This is a genomic window from Pseudomonas sp. FP1740 (assembly GCF_030687165.1).
Lineage (GTDB): Bacteria > Pseudomonadota > Gammaproteobacteria > Pseudomonadales > Pseudomonadaceae > Aquipseudomonas.
In genome coordinates this window covers 1,929,059-1,947,317 of the sequence record NZ_CP117461.1, presented here as the reverse complement: position 1 = coordinate 1,947,317, position 18,259 = coordinate 1,929,059, and the positions used below count along the sequence as shown (strand labels likewise).

The 18,259-nt window shown below is 58.0% G+C and carries 16 protein-coding genes and 4 tRNA genes; 6 read left to right on the top strand and 14 right to left on the bottom strand.

Annotated elements, in window-relative coordinates; translation table 11 throughout:
* Nucleotides 1-127 precede the first annotated feature (127 nt).
* The 7 genes from PSH69_RS08655 to PSH69_RS08625 all read right to left on the bottom strand — a co-directional run bounded on the left by PSH69_RS08655 (nucleotide 128) and on the right by PSH69_RS08625 (nucleotide 6,536).
* The gene (locus PSH69_RS08655; RefSeq protein WP_305411675.1) at nucleotides 128-2,560 is read right to left on the bottom strand and encodes a hypothetical protein; all 2,433 of its coding nucleotides are present in this window, start codon (nucleotides 2,558-2,560) and stop codon (nucleotides 128-130) included.
* 4 nt (nucleotides 2,561-2,564) lie between these two features.
* Complete coding sequence (locus PSH69_RS08650; protein ID WP_305411674.1) at nucleotides 2,565-3,629, bottom strand: PIN domain-containing protein; 1,065 nt, start codon at nucleotides 3,627-3,629, stop codon at nucleotides 2,565-2,567.
* 215 nt (nucleotides 3,630-3,844) lie between these two features.
* Nucleotides 3,845-4,249, bottom strand: a complete 405-nt coding sequence (locus tag PSH69_RS08645) for a sel1 repeat family protein (RefSeq protein ID WP_305411673.1) — start codon at nucleotides 4,247-4,249, stop codon at nucleotides 3,845-3,847.
* Entirely contained in the window at nucleotides 4,250-4,621 is a 372-nt protein-coding gene (locus PSH69_RS08640) for a hypothetical protein (protein WP_007898892.1), read from the bottom strand.
* Nucleotides 4,618-4,959, bottom strand: a complete 342-nt coding sequence (locus PSH69_RS08635) for a helix-turn-helix domain-containing protein (RefSeq protein ID WP_026286335.1) — start codon at nucleotides 4,957-4,959, stop codon at nucleotides 4,618-4,620. The genes PSH69_RS08640 and PSH69_RS08635 overlap by 4 nt, the downstream gene beginning before the upstream one ends.
* Nucleotides 4,960-5,071: 112 nt before the next feature.
* On the bottom strand, nucleotides 5,072-5,527 hold the full coding sequence (locus tag PSH69_RS08630; protein ID WP_028940036.1) for a YkvA family protein: 456 nt from the start codon (nucleotides 5,525-5,527) through the stop codon (nucleotides 5,072-5,074).
* Between the two features lie 295 nt (nucleotides 5,528-5,822).
* Nucleotides 5,823-6,536 carry an FKBP-type peptidyl-prolyl cis-trans isomerase gene (locus PSH69_RS08625; RefSeq protein ID WP_018925162.1) on the bottom strand — a complete coding sequence of 238 codons (714 nt, stop codon included), beginning with the start codon at nucleotides 6,534-6,536 and terminating at the stop codon, nucleotides 5,823-5,825.
* Nucleotides 6,537-6,805: 269 nt separating this feature from the next.
* Here PSH69_RS08625 and PSH69_RS08620 point away from each other — a divergent pair, with 269 nt between their 5' ends.
* On the top strand, nucleotides 6,806-8,638 hold the full coding sequence (locus PSH69_RS08620) for a di-heme-cytochrome C peroxidase (RefSeq protein ID WP_305411672.1): 1,833 nt from the start codon (nucleotides 6,806-6,808) through the stop codon (nucleotides 8,636-8,638).
* A 3-nt stretch (nucleotides 8,639-8,641) separates the two neighbouring features.
* Nucleotides 8,642-9,778: a catalase family protein gene (locus PSH69_RS08615; RefSeq protein WP_305411671.1), complete on the top strand. Its 1,137-nt coding sequence runs from the start codon at nucleotides 8,642-8,644 to the stop codon at nucleotides 9,776-9,778.
* A 143-nt stretch (nucleotides 9,779-9,921) separates the two neighbouring features.
* Here PSH69_RS08615 and PSH69_RS08610 read toward each other — a convergent pair.
* The 4 genes from PSH69_RS08610 to PSH69_RS08595 form a co-directional block, all read right to left on the bottom strand.
* Nucleotides 9,922-9,998, bottom strand: a tRNA-Asp gene (locus PSH69_RS08610).
* A gap of 19 nt (nucleotides 9,999-10,017) precedes the next feature.
* Nucleotides 10,018-10,093, bottom strand: a tRNA-Val gene (locus PSH69_RS08605).
* Between the two features lie 197 nt (nucleotides 10,094-10,290).
* Nucleotides 10,291-10,367, bottom strand: a tRNA-Asp gene (locus tag PSH69_RS08600).
* A gap of 19 nt (nucleotides 10,368-10,386) precedes the next feature.
* A tRNA-Val gene (locus tag PSH69_RS08595) sits at nucleotides 10,387-10,462 on the bottom strand.
* A 159-nt stretch (nucleotides 10,463-10,621) separates the two neighbouring features.
* On the opposite strand from PSH69_RS08595, the gene rdgC reads away from it, so the two are divergent.
* From rdgC to sugE, 3 genes are all read left to right on the top strand, one after another.
* Complete coding sequence (gene rdgC, locus PSH69_RS08590; RefSeq protein WP_019579659.1) at nucleotides 10,622-11,542, top strand: recombination-associated protein RdgC; 921 nt, start codon at nucleotides 10,622-10,624, stop codon at nucleotides 11,540-11,542.
* 152 nt (nucleotides 11,543-11,694) lie between these two features.
* Nucleotides 11,695-12,660: a bile acid:sodium symporter family protein gene (locus PSH69_RS08585; protein ID WP_305411670.1), complete on the top strand. Its 966-nt coding sequence runs from the start codon at nucleotides 11,695-11,697 to the stop codon at nucleotides 12,658-12,660.
* 119 nt (nucleotides 12,661-12,779) lie between these two features.
* Nucleotides 12,780-13,094: a quaternary ammonium compound efflux SMR transporter SugE gene (gene sugE / locus PSH69_RS08580; protein WP_305411669.1), complete on the top strand. Its 315-nt coding sequence runs from the start codon at nucleotides 12,780-12,782 to the stop codon at nucleotides 13,092-13,094.
* 52 nt (nucleotides 13,095-13,146) lie between these two features.
* Here the strand turns inward: sugE and PSH69_RS08575 are convergent, their stop codons facing one another.
* From PSH69_RS08575 to PSH69_RS08565, 3 genes are all read right to left on the bottom strand, one after another.
* Nucleotides 13,147-15,021, bottom strand: a complete 1,875-nt coding sequence (locus tag PSH69_RS08575) for an MFS transporter (RefSeq protein WP_305411668.1) — start codon at nucleotides 15,019-15,021, stop codon at nucleotides 13,147-13,149.
* A 102-nt stretch (nucleotides 15,022-15,123) separates the two neighbouring features.
* The gene (locus tag PSH69_RS08570; RefSeq protein WP_305411667.1) at nucleotides 15,124-16,275 is read right to left on the bottom strand and encodes a TDT family transporter; all 1,152 of its coding nucleotides are present in this window, start codon (nucleotides 16,273-16,275) and stop codon (nucleotides 15,124-15,126) included.
* 154 nt (nucleotides 16,276-16,429) lie between these two features.
* Nucleotides 16,430-17,623, bottom strand: coding sequence for an MFS transporter (locus PSH69_RS08565; protein WP_305411666.1), 1,194 nt, complete (start codon nucleotides 17,621-17,623; stop codon nucleotides 16,430-16,432).
* A 91-nt stretch (nucleotides 17,624-17,714) separates the two neighbouring features.
* On the opposite strand from PSH69_RS08565, the gene PSH69_RS08560 reads away from it, so the two are divergent.
* The gene (locus tag PSH69_RS08560; protein WP_086945823.1) at nucleotides 17,715-18,254 is read left to right on the top strand and encodes a TetR/AcrR family transcriptional regulator; all 540 of its coding nucleotides are present in this window, start codon (nucleotides 17,715-17,717) and stop codon (nucleotides 18,252-18,254) included.
* The last annotated feature ends 5 nt before the right edge of the window (nucleotides 18,255-18,259 follow it).

The window sequence follows — 18,259 nt, the reverse complement described above, 5'->3', positions numbered from 1 at the left end:
CTGAATGTTCGCTCCTTGCCCATTCCTGCCTGTCGCGAAGAGCTGTAAACGGCCCGAAGTAGTCCATCCCATGCTGGCGATAGCTCGCCTGCAAGCAGTCATTCAGACTCAAAACTAACCAGCAAAGCTAATCCTCTCCGTAGTTGAACTTACGCAGAGTCATTGACTCTTCCGCCCGCACCCTCTCACTGTCTCGCATGGCTTCAAGCTCCGAAAGGTACTTGATGGCAAAGGTTCGAATGCGATCATCTGGGTCTTGGAGCCAGTCCAGCACCTCAAGGCGCTTCGTTTCGTACGCGTCGGCCATTCCATACTCTCCTGAGACAACGCCGGTACTCTGAAGAGCGATCTCGACCTCGGTGACGAGCGTACTACCTGAAGGCAAACGTTTAATGAGCTCCCTTGCGACTGGATGAATGAACGTCTCTCCGCTGTAAGCACGCAGGACGCAGACTACGAACTCCAGCTCAGTATCACCGCCCTCGCGAACCAATCGGACTAGTTCTTCCTGAAACGCATCTGAAAATTGCGGGAATATGATTTGGAGGAGTTTTGCGCCTCTGAAAACGAAGAGTGAGGAGTCCATGCGATAGCAGTCCAAAACCCTCTCGATCACCATCTTGGGGGCACTGGACAGGAGATTTTGAAGCGTATGAAACTGGAAGGGCAGCTCCTCGTACTCCAACCCTTCTTTCTCAGCCAGCGCTGCGGCGTGTTCATTAGTTCCGTACATCCGTGCGCAGAAAAACTCCACGACATCGAGCGGCTCAGTTTCCGCAATCACGGCCAGCACACCCTCGGCTTGATAGTCGATTTGAGGAAGGAAGCGCAGATTCTTCAATATTTCACTGCGTTCATTTGGCGAGAGCTCCGAGACTATCTTCTTTGCCTCTTTCCGAAACCAGACCTCCCTTACCCAGTTCGCATCTTTAAGTTCGGTAAGGCGAGATAAAGCGCTCAAGAACAACGCCTTCAGGTCGCCGAGGGCTTCTTTAATTGCAGATCTAGCGATGGCAACAGAAACGACCTGGCGAAGTACAAGGACGTCCTTGAGCTCGGTTGCTTTTTCGAGCAGTTGCCTCATGAGTTCAACATCGACATGTTTAGTCGACAAGAAAAGTTTGGCGCAGGCATAAAGGAAAGCAGGCTCATCTGGCCGCGCTTCCTGCACCCATCTTTGTATAAGCGATCGCAGTTCATCACGCTTCTCTCCATCCCAAAGGCCACGAAGAATCGGTATTAGAAACTTCGATAGTTGGTCTGAATCCTTGTTGAGCAAGTCGAGCGCAAAATTCGGGTAAAAACTCGCCACCTCAGTTAGGAATTCATAGAAGACTGGAAAGGTTGCTAGGTCATTAGACTCAGTTTTGGCGAAGGTTAGAATCCTGCGACGCCATATGTCTAAGTCCTCATCTGCGATCCTAGACGCAATTGCCCGAGCCTCCCTCACTCTAAAATCCTGGGACCCAAGTTCGAAAGATTCATCATGATTGGACTTCGACCAATCTCCGAAGATCCCCTCGAATCCTACAAGCGTCTTGTAGATTGTGTACTCTTCGTTGGAGTCAATGACAGCCTTCACATCAAGAGCTGCTGACCTCACATGCTCAGATGGGCTGTGATAGTGAATCCAGTAGCTGTCGTGTTCGAGCTTCTGGATGATCTGAAGGTCTTCATCTTTGGCAATCTGAGCAAAGAAAGCCAGTACCTCTTGGGCATTCTCGGAGACCATGTCCGAATATTTCTTGTCGACAGCAGCCCTGCTTTCGACGCGGGCGGCAGCATTCATCGCTCTGATGATGGACAGCTTCTGGAACTTGGCTTCGACGATGCTGTAGAGCTTCTTGAGAAGGGCGATGCTCCTTTGTCGGACTTCCAAGACGCCTCCATCAGCTGGCGTCGTTGCTCGAGAAAGGGTCACTGCTGTAGACGACCATCTAGCCGACCCCATTGACGTCGACAGGAGCCCCTCCAAGAGGGTGAGTACCCCCCTGAGTTGGGTCTTCAATTCATCGTCGCGCTTCTTCTCCAGCGTTTCGATGACCGACAACTGAGGTGCAGCTCCAATTCCCCGGCCTGACTCGGTCCCCTGCCCGTAATAGACTGATAGGTTGTACTCCGCTAGGTCGCCTAACACTGATATGGCGTCCTTGCACACGGACTCCTCGGCATGAGTCGAGGCCCAGAGCAAGGTGTCAACGACCGCAGGCGTCTCTAGGTAGCGTAGCCCGGACAGTACTTTGATGCCTTTGGACATCAGGGTGTATGCGTTGCGGTACTTCGACAAAGTCTCGACTAGAGTGTTGTACTCATCCGCATGCATTAAGTGCCGGGCCTCAACCGAGCGAATGAATTTGTCTAGGGTAGAGACAGCCTCCTTGCTACGCCGGAATCCCACCGTGGCCAGCACCTCGATGCTGAACTCAAGAGCTTCGTACGCATTTCCCTCATTCAGAGTCGCGAATGCATGCTCGCACGCGCGACCGATGGCCTCGTCAGCGGCCGGCGTGCTTGATTGGGCTAGTCGCCCTAAGACTTTGATGCGGGTTGCGGAATCCACTTTTTCAGCTCCCTAGCCCAATGAGTTTGATCATCTCCGGCTCTACCAACTGCGCAGCCATATCGGCGTGGCGCCCCTCTACAGCGAGATAGAGGTGGCCGATATCTCTTATCAACCCCAACAGTGCCAATCGCTCCAGTGCATTTCTCGCTGCCTCAGCTTCGACGCCCGATTGCACGAGCAAGCCAATGAGGGCCTGTTTGCCTGTACTCCTCAGGTAGCTGACGAACCCTAGCGCCTTCGCGTCGAGGAGCGTAAATGGTCTCGTTTGTACTGCAAGCAACTCCTCGAGTTCGCCGGCCACGGCAACCACCGGCCGATGCACTTCCTCATCGGGATCCTTCGGCAGCACAGGGGCCACTCGCTCTAACTGCATGTATGCCTGGATGATCGGATGGTCGTCCATAGGCAGTTCGCCTGGAGCCAAGGCGGCGACATCTACAAATCGCTCCTTCAACGCATCGATCAGCGGCGTCAACGTTGGGTTTTTTGTGGTGTTGTATGCGGTCAGAAATAAGCCCTTCTCTTTAGCTTCCTTCTCAAGATTGGGGGCGAGAACTCCTTTATCGAAGAAGGCCGCTTCGTCGCGAGACAGCAACAGCACCTCGGACCCTCCCGGCAGGGTGAGTAGGCTCTCCCAGATGAGACAATCCTTGTAGCCGTGGTCCGTCTTGGAAGTTGGTCGGACGCCATTGATCGAGCGGTCGGCCGCAGCAACTTTGAGCTCAGGGGTTGTCGGAATGATATGGATGACGTCTTCGAGTTGCGCCAATATCTCCAATGCCTGAGCTTCCCCAAACTGAGGTCTGGGGAGAAAACCACTCATGTCATACCCACAGAACGTCTTCAGCTTGTCCAGTTCCTTCATCGCCTTATCGCGCGCGTCATCTCCCGCCTGGATGAACTGGTTGATGTATTCCATCCGAAGCACTTCAGGCACCAACAGCTTGGCCTTCTTGGCACGCAGCATGGCGACAAGGAGCGGCCCACCCTTCTTTCGAAATAGGTGAGCATCGCGAACCGCCGCGTTGGTATCGCACAAGACGTAGAGTTGTCTGTTATCTGTCATAGCTGACCATGGCACAAGCACCAATCTTAGGTTCCACTACGCGCTTCTCCTATCCAATCGCCTTGGTTTGGTCATGCTGAATGGCGATGGTCGCCTCCCTCATTGCGGGCGGTAATGATAGTCCGCTTTTGTCCGAAAGCAGCTCGCCATAGAATTTACAATTGATCATCGTTAGGAGCCCCCACAACGCTTACTCATCGAAGAACATCGAATCACTACTCAGCATCGCCACTCGCCAACCCTTTCAACTTGATCTCAGCCAACGGATGCCCCGCCTTCAAGGCAATACGCCAAAACCGCGCCGCTTCCACCGGATCCGGCGCCTTGCTCGGCGTCCCCGCGAGGCAGATCACGCCCACCTGATACGCCGCCTTGCCATCCCCCGCCAACGCGGCCAGGCGCAGTAATCGCACACCCTCCTCGCGAGCCCCAATGCCGACGCCGCGAAAGGTCAGGATGTGGCCGTAGAAGCTCTGGGCGCCGACATCCCCCAGGTTCGCCATGCGCGCGAACTGGCCCTCGAGCCAGCGCCAGCCGCGCGGTTGGCGCACAAACCACGACCAGTGGAACAACCGGCGGGCCAGCCAGTAACCGGCCCGCGCCTTGAGTCGTAGGAACACTCAGGCTTCCGCCGACTCGGGGTACTCGTATTCGAACACCCGCACCACTTCCGAGGCATGCCAGGACGCGGCAGCCACGCCGTCGGACGGTCCGGAGAAGCGCCCGAGGCGCTCGACACATTCGAAGAAGCCGGTGCGCGGCAAACGACTGGCGCCCTGGCTGATCACCAGCGAGCTGCGCAGCGGCTGCTCGGCCCTGGCGTCCAGCGCGGCCAGGTGTTCAAGGGCGGCGGTCAGGGTTTGCATGGCGGGCGTGGGTAGCTGCAATCGCTCCAACAATGCCCGATAAGTCAGAAGATGGCGCTGACGGCGCGCCTGATCCAGTTCCCCCAGCAATCCGTCCCAATGTTGACGACTGATGCGTACGCTCACGATTCATCCCTCCATCCTGGCACCGTCAACTCCCAGGCGAGGCTGCGGCGAATAGCAGCGTCGGGTTGACGCTCACCGCTTTCGATCAAGGCGAGATATGACGGACTGATGCCTACCGTGCGGGCAAGCGCCTCAATGGCGATGCCCTTCCCTTCGCGCAAACTGCGTAGTTGATCCAGACCCGGAAGAGTCTGGTCTGATGTGGCCGCGGGACGCACTGTGGCTTCGCGCGGTGGTTGTTCGTTGATGCCTGCTGCTTTCAGTAGAGCCTGATACTGAGCCCATGGCAGAACCGCATATTCTGGTTCGCCTTCGCGTGTAATTATCTGAATATCCATGACTACCCCGTAGGACAACGACACGTAGCGAGTCGGCACTTTTCCCTAGAAGTGTAATCCTAACAGCGGCCAAGGTCGCGGGGGGTATGAATATGGATGATCCTGAATCGGTTCAGTTTTTTTTCGGGCCCTGAAGTTGCAGTTGTTCCGGGGTATCGGGCAGGCGTTCAACCACCGCGAGTTTTTCCGGCGCCTGACGCTTGCGCCAGGCGCGGAAGGCGTTGAGTTCGTCATCGAGGACTTTCATCAGCCAGGCCAGCACGGCAATGTCGTCGAGCATGCCGAACACCGGGATGAAATCCGGGATCGCATCCACCGGGCTCAGGAAATACATCAGGCCGGCCACCACCGAAACCATCGCTTTCGGGCTGATGGCTCGGTACTCGCCACGCCAGTAGGCCAGGCAGAGTGCCTGTAACAAGCGCAGATCGTCCTTAAGTTTGCCCAGACGATTACCTTGGCTCGCACCTTTGCTGGCAACCGCGAACAGCAGGGTCGGCAAACGACCACGGGCGAGCAGGCGCCCGGCCATTGGCAGGAAACGGGCGAAATTCCAGGGCATTTTCATCTTTTCCTCCCACTGAAATGTTATCCACACAAATTGTGGATAACCTTGTGAACAGAGCTGCATTTCACCGCTGGAAGCCCCGTTTCACAAGGGTCTTGCTCAGATCGGGCGTTTTTTACTCACATAAAAAAACCCAAGATTTCATTGACTTGGCGCACCGGTCCGTCTAGCTCGGGCACTCTCACTGGCTATGACTGCAGCGTACCGCATCCGTTCGCTTTGTTTACCTTCACCAAACCCCAGATGCAACAACGCCCCGCATAAGCGAGGCGTTGTTTTTTCGAGCAGACGCGGATTACTTGGCGTCGTCTTGTTTGGCTGGATCCTTGATGCCCAGCAGTTCCAGGTCGAATACCAGCACCGAGTTGGCTGGAATCGCCGGGCTAGGGCTTTGGGCGCCGTAAGCCAGGTCGCTAGGGATGTACAGTTTGTACTTCTCGCCAACGTGCATCAGTTGCAGGCCTTCGACCCAACCCGGAATCACACCGCTGACCGGCAGATCGATCGGGCTGCCGCGCTCGACGGAACTGTCGAAAACGGTGCCGTTGGTCAGTTTACCGGTGTAGTGAACAGTCACTACGTCGGTCGGCTTAGGCTGTGCGCCATCGGCCTTCTTGACCACTTCGTATTGCAGGCCGGAAGCCGTGGTGACGACACCGGCTTTCTTGCCATTCTCTTCGAGGAATTTCTTGCCGGCGGCTGCCGACTCTTCGCTCATCTTGGCCAAACGCTCTTCGGCACGCTTCTGCAGCGCTGCGAAGGCTTCAACCAGTTCCTCATCCTTCAGTTTCTGTTCTTTTTTGCCGACGGCATCTTCGATGCCTTGGGCTACGGCTTTGGAGTCCAGATCATCCATGCCTTCCTGAGCCAGGCTTTTGCCCATGTTCAGGCCAATGCCGTAGGAAGCTTTTTGCGCCGGGGTTTTCAGCTCTACGCTGGTCTGCGAATCACAACCCGCAAGTACCAGGCCAACCAGGGCCACCGCCGCCGCCAACCGATGCTGTTTCATGCTATTTCCTTGTTCATGCGCCTAAAGGGCAATCGAGTAAAGCCGCGAGCTTATCAGGCGGCCACGACCAATGGCTACCGGCATGAGAGCAGGAAACTTCCGATAAGTTCAGGTGTTTAAACGCATTTCGGGATTAGAAGGATGAAGCTTCTGTCATCTGGCTCTCACAGACCCCGATGCCGGTTCCCACAGCCCTTGGCGTAATGGCCTCTTGCCGCACTTCATCAGCTGAGGCATAAGAGAGGTACAAATTGACAAGGATGTTTATCGTGCGCCTCATAATCCGCTTGCTGATTCTGATCGTAGCACTGCTGGGGCTAGGCCTCGCCGTGGTGCTGTACTACGTCGCCAACCCGAAATTACCGGCCTGGTCACCGGCGCAACAGGTGCATTACCTGGAGCAATGGAGCGCCGCAGACCGCCAGGCCTACTACTTCACGCCCCAAGGCACCCAGGTCAAAGGCTTGCGCTATGAATGGTTCAACGCGCTCGAACTGCCGTTCTCGCAAAAACGATTCGCCGCTCCCGAATACCTCGCACGCTTTGGTTTTCTGATCGATCCGAGCCAGAAAGCCACGCCAGACAACCCTGGCAACCTGCCCGTCGGTTTCGCCCGTCATCAGAATCCGAGCAGCCAGGAAGAGTTTCTGGACATCACCTGTTCCGCCTGCCACACCGGCGAATTGCGTTTCAACGGCCAGGCCGTGCGCATCGACGGCGGCTCGGCCCAGCATGTGTTGCCGTCCAGCGTCCCGACCCTGCGCGGCGGCAGCTTTGGCCAGGCACTGGTGGCCAGCCTCGCCTCGACTTACTACAACCCGTGGAAATTCGAACGTTTCGCGCGCAATGTCCTGGGCCAGGACTATGACGCCCGGCATCAACAGCTACGCCAGGACTTCAAAAGCTCACTCGATACCTTCTTGAAAGTGGCCTGGAACGATACCCATCGCGGGCTCTACCCCACCGAAGAAGGCCCCGGCCGTACCGACGCCTTCGGACGCATTGCCAACGCCAGTTTCGGCGACGCCATTTCGCCGGCCAACTACCGCGTGGCCAACGCGCCGGTGGACTACCCGCAACTGTGGGATATGTGGACTTTCGACTGGGTGCAGTGGAACGGTTCGGCGCAGCAACCGATGGCCCGCAACATCGGCGAGGCCCTGGGTGTCGGCGCCACGCTGAATTTCTTCGACGCCAGCGGGCAGCCCCTCAAGGGCGACGACCGCTATCCGTCCAGCGTCCGGGTGCGCGATCTGCACCGGATCGAACAAACCCTGCAACGACTCAAGCCGCCCGTCTGGCCGGAAGCCTTGCTGGGCACCATCGACAAGCCGTTGGCCGCAAAAGGCCGCGCTCTATTCGCTGAAAACTGCGCCGGGTGCCACGTCCCCCGCGTCACCCAAAGCGACGACAGACCGGTGCACCACCTGAAATTACTGCCCGTGGAGGTGATTGGCACAGACCCCGGCGCCGCCAACAATATTGCCGACCATCGCTTCGATCTGACAGCCCTGCAGTGGGATCCCGCAGAGCTTGCGCAACTGGACGTGCAATTGCATCCAAAACCCACGGAGCCCTTGGATTTGAGCCAGTTGTCAGTGGCCAAGGGGCTGGCCTACGTCACTGCTTTCGTGGGGAACCAGGCCTATCGCGCAGCCAATGTGACGCCGGCGGAGCGCCCGAACCTGGACGGTTTCGGCCTGCCTATCGGTGTCCAGGAATTACGCAGCTATAAAGCCCGACCATTGGCGGGCGTCTGGGCCACACCGCCGTTTCTGCACAACGGTTCGGTGCCGAGCATTTATCAACTGCTCTCGCCCCAGGATGAACGTGCAACAACGTTCTACAAGGGCACCTTCGAATACGATCCCAAACACCTGGGCTATCGCACCGAAGCCTTCACCAACGGTTTTGTGTTCGACACGCGTATTACCGGCAATCACAACAGCGGCCACGAATTCCGCGCCGGCGAGCGCGGTAATGGCGTGATCGGTCGCCTGCTGCAACCGCAGGAGCGCTGGGCGCTGCTGGAATACCTGAAAGTGTTGGGCGGCCCGCTGGAGTCGCAATTGCCAGACCATCTCATCAGTCAAAAGGATTGACCCATGCTGATCACGCTCTGGCTACGTCTGGGTGCCTTCCTTGGTAAAACCCTGCTGTGGTTGTTGGGTTTGGGGGTCCTCGGCTGGACGCTGACCATGGCATGGCTCGCCTGGCAACATCGCGGCCCGGTATCGGCTGAAGAACTGATTCCGGACGGCGAAGCGGCGATGACCCGGGACATCATCCAGACAGCGGTGCGGATCGTCGATCAACACCGCGAAAGTACTCGCTATCTGCGCGACGCTCACGCCAAGGCCCATGGTTGCGTGAAGGCCGAGGTTCAGGTGCTGCCGGATCTGGCGACGGCGTTGCGCCAAGGCGTGTTCAGCGAACCCGGCAAAACCTGGCAAGCAACGATGCGTCTGTCCAACGGCAATGCCTATCCGCAGTTCGACAGCATCCGCGATGCCCGGGGCATGGCGATCAAGTTGTTCGATGTGCCGGGTAAACAGTTACTGAGTGACCGACAAGGGCGCAGCGAACAGGATTTCGTGATGTTCAACCATCCGAACTTCTTTGTCAGCGATGTCGCCGAGTACCGTCAGAATGTGGCCGCTCAGGCTGACGGCAAAACGATAATGGCGTTCTTCCCGGATTGGGACCCGCGCACCTGGCAGGTTCGTCATCTGTTTATTGCGCTGGCGACACTCTCCCCTGCCCCGGCAAGTCCGACCCAGACCACCTACTTTTCGGTTTCGCCGTACAAGTTTGGTGAGGCCAACGTCAAATTCCGGGTAATACCGGATCCGGAGAGCTGCCCGACCTACACGCTGCCCACGCAAAATCAAAACCTGCCGAACTTCCTGCGCAGTGCGCTGAACCAGCAGCTGTCGACTGATCGGGTGCCGGCCTGCTTCGTGTTACAGGTCCAGCGCCAGGATACGAGCCAATACATGCCGATCGAAGACACCAGTATCGAGTGGCGTGAACAAGACGCGCCTTTCGAAACCGTGGCCAGGATCAAGCTGCCCGCCCAGGATTTCGACACCCCGGCGCTGAACCTGCAATGCGACAACCTGTCGTTCAATCCATGGTTCGGCCTTGAAGCCCATCGGCCGATTGGTGGAATCAACCGGTTGCGCAAAGCGGTGTACGAGGCCGTCAGCGACTATCGACACAGCCGCAATACCGAACAATAAGTAAGGCAGAAACGAAAAAAGCGACCCGAACAGGTCGCTTTCTTCAGTGAATCCGGCAAAAAGCCAAATCCCAGACAGCAAAAAGCCCGCATTGAGCGGGCTTTCTGTGGTGATCTGGCGTTCAGTGTTCCAGATACCGAATATGGCGCAGCGGACGGGACTCGAACCCGCGACCCCCGGCGTGACAGGCCGGTATTCTAACCGACTGAACTACCGCTGCGCGAAACGCTTGAAACGAATGGTGGGTGATGACGGGATCGAACCGCCGACATTCTGCTTGTAAGGCAGACGCTCTCCCAGCTGAGCTAATCACCCTTCGCTTCGTTACGGGACGCATTATGCCACAAGTTTTCGTAAAGTGTTGATTTAATTGAAGTTTTTTCAAAAAAATCCGAAAACCGGTGAAACGACACAACCCGATGGAACAAGGTACAAACTTGAGACAGAAAAAAACCCGCCTCAGCGGGTTTTTCCGTGGTGACCTGGCGTTCAGTGGTCCAGGTTACCGAATATGGCGCAGCGGACGGGACTCGAACCCGCGACCCCCGGCGTGACAGGCCGGTATTCTAACCGACTGAACTACCGCTGCGCTAAACACTTGAAACGAATGGTGGGTGATGACGGGATCGAACCGCCGACATTCTGCTTGTAAGGCAGACGCTCTCCCAGCTGAGCTAATCACCCTTCGCTTCGGTGTGGCGCGCATTCTACGGAGCGACCCAATCTCTGGCAAGCACTTTTTTAATTAATTTTCTCAGGCCTTCCAAAGGCTTAGAGAAGGGTTGGCCTATGACCCGGCGAAGACAATAATGCCCCCCTTTGTATAAAGGAGAGACTCACCTCATGTGGTTCAAAAACCTGCTTATCTATCGCCTGACCCAAGATCTGCCTTTTGATGCCGAGGCGTTGGAAACTGCACTGGCCACCAAACTGGCGCGTCCATGTGCAAGCCAGGAGTTGACCACCTACGGTTTCGTCGCGCCATTCGGCAAGGGCGAAGACGCACCGCTGGTACACGTCAGCGGAGACTTCCTGCTGATCGCCGCCCGTAAAGAAGAACGCATTCTGCCGGGCAGCGTCGTGCGCGACGCGGTGAAGGAAAAGGTCGAAGAGATCGAAGCCGAACAAATGCGCAAGGTCTATAAAAAGGAACGTGATCAGATCAAGGATGAAATCATCCAGGCCTTCCTGCCCCGCGCCTTTATCCGTCGCTCGTCGACCTTCGCCGCCATCGCGCCGAAACAGGGCCTGATCCTGGTTAACTCGGCCAGCCCGAAACGTGCCGAAGACCTGCTGTCCACCCTGCGTGAAGTGATCGGCTCGCTGCCGGTACGTCCGCTGACGGTGAAGATGTCACCGACCGCAACCATGACCGAGTGGGTTACCACTCAGAAAGCCGCAGACGATTTCTTTGTGCTGGACGAGTGCGAACTGCGCGACACCCACGAAGACGGCGGCATCGTGCGTTGCAAGCGTCAGGACCTGACCAGCGAAGAGATCCAGCTGCACCTGAGCACCGGCAAAGTGGTCACTCAACTGTCGCTGGCCTGGCAGGACAAACTGTCGTTCGTGCTCGACGACAAAATGGTGGTCAAGCGCCTGAAGTTCGAAGACCTGCTGCAAGATCAGGCGGAACAGGACGGTGGCGACGAAGCACTGGGTCAACTGGACGCCAGCTTCACCCTGATGATGCTGACCTTCGGCGACTTCCTGCCGGCACTGGTTGAAGCGTTGGGTGGTGAAGAGATGCCACAAGGGATCTAAACCGACGCGCGGTCTAAATGTGGGAGCGGGCTTGCTCGCGAAGGCGTCATGACAAACAACATCATTGTTGAATGTCCGACCGCCTTCGCGAGCAAGCCCGCTCCCACATTGGATCTGCGCAATTTTCGAATACGAATAACAAGGATCAGGCCATGCGCGCACTCGCTGCATTGAGTCGTTTTGTCGGCAACACCTTCGCTTACTGGGTACTGATTTTCGCCATCGTGGCGTTTCTGCAGCCGGCCTGGTTCATCGGTTTGAAAGGCGCCATTGTGCCGCTGCTGGGGCTGGTGATGTTCGGCATGGGCCTGACCCTCAAGCTCGAAGACTTCGCCGAAGTCGCTCGCCATCCGTGGCGCGTGGCCCTGGGCGTGGTCGCCCACTTCGTGATCATGCCCGGCATGGCATGGTTACTCTGCCAGGTATTCCACCTGCCGCCAGAGATCGCCGTCGGGGTGATTCTGGTCGGCTGTTGCCCGAGCGGCACCTCGTCGAACGTGATGACCTGGCTGGCTCGCGGCGACCTGGCGTTGTCGGTGGCCATCGCAGCCGTCACCACCCTCCTCGCGCCATTGCTGACACCGGCGCTGATCTGGCTGCTGGCCTCGGCCTGGTTGCCGGTGTCGTTCATGGAGCTGTTCTGGTCGATCCTGCAAGTCGTGCTGTTGCCGATCGTACTTGGCGTGGTTGCCCAACGCGCACTCGGTGATCGGGTTCGTCACGCGGTAGAAGTGTTGCCGCTGGTGTCGGTGGTGAGCATCGTGATCATCGTCACGGCCGTGGTGGCTGCCAGCCAGGCGAAGATTGCCGAATCCGGTCTGCTGATCATGGCCGTGGTGATGCTGCACAACAGCTTCGGCTACTTGCTGGGTTACTTCACCGGGCGCCTGTTCAACCTGCCGCTGGCCCAACGCAAATCCCTGGCACTGGAAGTCGGCATGCAGAACTCCGGCCTGGGTGCGGCACTGGCCAGTGCGCACTTCTCGCCGCTGGCGGCGGTGCCGAGCGCGCTGTTCAGCGTCTGGCACAACATTTCCGGGGCGCTGCTCTCGACGTATTTCCGTCGAATGAGCGAGAAACAAGATCGGCAAATCGCTGCTCAACAGGCTGCGGACTAAGCCCAAAACTTGATCCTCGGGTTAATGATGGGCACTCTATTGCGCAACACGGGGACGACCTCGCGGCTCGTTCGAGTGCTTAATCCGGGGACGACCCCATCCATCGATGGAGGTCTTCCATGTCCTGGATCATTCTGTTTTTTGCCGGTCTGTTCGAAGTCGGCTGGGCCGTTGGCCTGAAATACACCGACGGCTTCAGCCGCCCTCTTCCCACCGCATTGACCGTTGCCGCCATGGCCATGAGCCTCGGCCTGCTGGGCCTTGCCATGAAGGAATTGCCGCTGGGCACGGCCTATGCGATCTGGACCGGCGTGGGTGCGGTGGGCACGGTGATCGCCGGGATCATTCTGTTTGGTGAATCCATGGCACTGTTTCGGCTGGCCAGTGTGGCACTGATCATTACCGGGTTGGTTGGGCTCAAGGTCAGCGCTTAGGCCACTGACGTCATCGCGGGCAAGCCCGCGATGACGCCCGCAAAGTCACCAACTATCTGACGGCCCCACGCAAATCCCCCACCATCGCCTGCAACTTAGCTGGCTCCGCCACTTCAACCGCCACCGCCGGCCCTGCCACCAAGGTCACCCGCGACCACAACCGACGGAACAAGCCCTTGTTCGGATCGCGGCTGAAGAAACTCCCCCACAACCCCTGCAACGCCAGCGGAATCACCGGCACCGGCGTTTCTTCGAGAATCCGCGTCAGCCCGCCCTTGAACTCGTTGATCTCGCCATCAGCGGTCAACTTGCCTTCAGGGAAAATACACACCAGCTCGCCATCCTTCAGATACTGGGCAATGCGGGTGAAGGCTTTTTCGTAGATTTGAATGTCTTCCTGGCGCCCGGCAATCGGAATTGCCCCGGCCGTGCGGAAGATGAAGTTCAGCACCGGCAGGTTGTAGATTTTGTAATACATCACAAAGCGAATCGGCCGACGCACGGCCCCACCGATCAGCAACGCATCGACGAACGACACATGATTGCAAACCAGCAGCGCAGCACCCTCATCGGGAATCAGCTCAAGGTTGCGATGCTCGACGCGGTACATGGAATGGCCGAGCAGCCAGATCATGAAGCGCATGCTGAATTCCGGGACGATTTTAAAGATGTAGGCGTTGACGCCGATGTTCAGCAGCGACACCACCAGAAACAGCTGCGGGATCGACAGCTTGGCGATGCTCAGCAAAACGATCGACACAATCGCCGACACCACCATGAACAGGGCGTTGAGAATGTTGTTGGCGGCGATCACTCGGGCCCGTTCGTTCTCGACGGTGCGGGACTGGATCAGCGCATACAGCGGCACGATGTAGAAACCGCCGAAGACTCCCAGCCCGAGGATGTCGATCAACACCAGCCAGGTGTGACCGAAGCCAAGGATTTCGAGCCAGCCATGGCCGGCAACGCTGTCCGGAATCCCACCGGAATGCCACCACAGCAACAGGCCAAATACCGTCAGACCGAACGAGCCAAACGGCACCAGACCGATCTCGACTTTGCGCCCGGAGAGTTTCTCGCAAAGCATCGAACCCAGTGCGATGCCGACCGAGAACACGGTAAGAATCAGCGTCACCACGGTCTCGTCACCGTGCATCCATTCCTTGGCATACGCCGGGATCTGCGTCAGATAAATCGCCCCGACAAACCAGAACCATGAGTTGCCGACGATCGAACGCGAGACCGCAGGGGTTTGCCCCAGGCCCAGTTTCAAGGTGGCCCAGGACTGGCTGAAGATGTTCCAGTTCAGGCGCATTTGCGGCGATGCCGCCGCAGCTCGGGGAATGTTGCGGCTGGCGAGGTAACCGAGCACCGCGATACCGACGATTGCCGTGGACACCACCGGCGCGTAGTTGCTGGCGGACATCATGATCCCGGCGCCAATCGTCCCGGCGAGAATCGCCAGGAATGTGCCCATTTCCACCAGCCCGTTACCGCCCACCAGCTCTTCTTCGCGTAAGGCCTGGGGCAGGATCGAGTACTTCACCGGCCCGAACAGCGCCGAGTGGGTACCCATGGCAAACAGCGCCACCAGCATCAGCGACAGGTGATCGAACATGAAACCGACCGCGCCCACCGTCATGATGACGATTTCCCCGAGCTTGATCAGACGGATCAGCGCGTCCTTGGCGAACTTCTCCCCGAACTGCCCGGCCAAGGCCGAGAACAGGAAGAACGGCAGGATAAACAGCAGCGCACACAGGTTGACCCAGATCGAACGGTCACCCTCGATGGTCAGCTTGTAAAGAATGGCGAGGATCAGCGACTGCTTGAAGATGTTGTCGTTAAAGGCCCCAAGGGACTGCGTGACAAAAAAAGGCAGGAAGCGCCGAGTGCGAAGCAAGGTGAACTGCGAGGGGTGACTCATCTTCCATGTGTCCCTGATTTTTTTGGTAGAGGGTGGCGTGGATACTGTTATTGGAATGTCGAACGTCGATCCAGGCCACACACATTACCTAATCTTTGCCGGTTATTTCTTTAATCCTGCGATGCACGGCGAGACAAACAATTCGCCCTTCCACGCGCCCTGTACCGTGCGTTTGGCGACAATCAGCCACATCACAGCCAGCATGGCCACCAACACGCAACCAAAGACACTGAAAAACGTCAGGTTCAAGGTGCTGGCCAGTTTTAGCGTAGTCAGGGAATAGACACCCAGCGGGAACGTGAAACCCCACCAGCCGAGATTGAACGGGATACCGGCGCGCAAGTAACGCACGGTGATCAGCAGCGCTATCAGCATCCACCAAAGCCCGAAGCCCCACAGCGTGATCCCGGCCACCAGTCCAAGCCCCTCGGCTATTTCACCGATTCCCGGCAGACCGTTGCCGGCAAAGATCGCTGGCGCGTCGGCGCCCAGCAGCAACATGCCCAGCGCACCCGTGCCAATCGGCCCAAGCGCCAGCCAGCTCGAGGCGGCCATGTTTTCGTGGGGCAATTTATGCAACGCCATGCGCAGCAACAGGATGGTCAGAATGCTGAACGCCACCGGCAGGGAAAAAGCCCAGAGTACGTAGCTGGTGACCAGCACAACTAACTGCGAATGCGCATCCACCAGATGCGGTGCCAACAAACCACCACTGGCAGCCGCCACTTCCGCCGCCACCACCGGCAACAGCCAGACGGCAGTCATCTGGTCGATGCTGTGTTCCTGCCGGGTGAACATCATGTAGGGAATCAGTACGCCGCAAGCCAGCGACATCGCCACGTCCAGCCACCACAGCACTTCGGCGACATGAATTACACCGTCGCCCCAGCGCGGCAGGCCGAACAACAGAAAGCCATTGACGATGGTCGCAAGGCCCATGGGAATGGTGCCGAAAAACATCGAAACCGTGGAATGGCCGAAAATCCGCCGCGCCTCGTCGAAGAACATGACCCAACGCGCGGCATACATGGCCGTGAACAATACAAACAGGCCAATATTGAACAGCCACAAGCCTTCGGCCAACGCATGCAGACCGGGAGTCGACACCGGCAGTTGCGCAAGCGCAAGCGCCAATACACCAGTGCCCATGGTCGCCGCGAACCAGTTGGGGGTGAATTGGCGAATGGCCTCCCGTGGGTGCTGCAGATCACTGAGCGGCTTGATACCGGGTTTAACGCTACGGGCGCAGGTCATGGCGAACTCCTGTCCTCTAATGAGGTAGGAGCTCATGATAGATTCGAATAGAATATCGATATAACGGGTAATATCTCTAACTGTTATCTGTTTTGCAGATATAGCATCAGACGCTGCGCTCAGTCGAAATGAATGGCTGCGCCAAGGCTAACGGTCATCGCACATCGACGCCACAAGCTCTAACGGACCGCTCACGAAGCAACCCGATCAGCGCACCGAGCGACAGGATGATCAGTACCGCGCCGTAACCGTCGGTGGTCGCCACCAGCCCAAAGGTGCGGGTCAGATTACCGGCCAGCAACGACGGCAAGCAGAACGCCAGATAACTGAGCACATAAAACGCCGACATCAACCCGGCCCGCTCATGAGGCAAGGCCAGCGGCACGATGCTGCGCAAGGCGCCAAGGAAGCCCGTACCGAATCCGCTGCCCGCCACCAGCGTGCCGAAGAAAAACAAGGGCAGGCTGGCGCTGTGGACCGCCAGTAGAATCAGCGCAACGCCTGCGGGCAGCAAGCTCGCGCCCAGCAGCAAGACCTTGTCGGCCGGCCGATTGCGCAAGGTATAGATCATCGAGGCACCGGTCACCGTCAACACGGCCACCGTCGCACCGCCAATCAGGTTCGACGTCGACCCGGTGGCTGTCCGCACCAGGGACGGCGCCAGGGAGGCGAAAAAGCCGCCGAGCGCCCACACCGCGAGGTCTATCGGCAGCACCCGCCACAACATTCGCCGCGCCTGAATCGGCACATGCAGGGTCGGGCGCAGCGAGGCCCAGGCACCCGGTTGTCGACTGACGCTTTCCGGCAGGCGCCAGACGTACAGCGCTTGCGTCAAAAACAGCGCGAACAACACCCAATAGGTCAATTGCAGCGGCAGGGGCGCAAACTCGGCCAATAATCCGCAGCCCATGGCCCCCAGCGCCATACCCAGCAACGGCGCAACACTGTTGACCATCGGCCCTTGCTGGCGATCGGTGTCCAGCAACGCCGCACTCAAGACGGCGGTGGCCATTCCCGTCGCAAACCCCTGAAGTACTCGCGCACCGATCAACCAGGCGACGCTGTCGGCGTTGATGAACAGCAACATTGCCAGCATATTCAGCAACACGGCGGTAAAAATCACCGGTTTGCGCCCCAGATAATCCGACAGCGAACCGACCGTGAGCAGCGCCGCCAGCAAGCTGAGGGCATAGACACCGAAAATAAGGGTCAGGGTCGCGGCTGAGAACTGCAGGTGCTCCTGATAGAGGTGATACAACGGGGTCGGCGCAGTGGAAGCGGCGAGAAAACTGAGTAAGGTGATCGCCAGAAACCACAGGCAGGAACGATTTGTCGCTGGAAGAGACATGAGCACACTCCGCAAAAGCTAATTTTTTGCTTTTGCGGAGTGTGCTACTGGCCTTCTCTTAAAGCAAATTCTTTGTGTTAAGGTCCATTGCATGGCTATTAAAGAAGGTTTACGTCCCGGAGGCAGAAGTGCCAGGGTTCAAGAGTCGATCCACTCGGCCGTCCGCGCGCTCCTTGAAGAGCAGGACCGCGCCTGCGTGACGGTGCCGCAGATTGCTGCCCGGGCCGGGGTGACGCCGTCGACCATTTATCGGCGCTGGGGTGATCTGTCTGCACTGCTGGCCGATGTCGCCCTCGCCCGCATGCGCCCCGACAGTGAGCCGGCCAATACCGGCAGCCTGCGCGGGGACGTGCGGGCCTGGGCGGAGCAATATCTGGACGAAATGAGTTCCGAACCCGGGCGCAACATGATGCGCGACGTGCAATCCAGCGCCACGCCGGGCTATTGCGTGACGATCATTGGCGGGCAGTTGCAGACGATTCTGGATCGCTATCCCGATCAATCACGGCCAAGTGTCGACCGGCTGATCAATATGGTGGTGGCACCGACGGTGTTTCGCATCCTGTTTGCGGCGCAGGCGCTGGAGGTTGAAGAGTTGCATCGGTTGATCGATATTGCGTTGAGTCAGTAACGCCA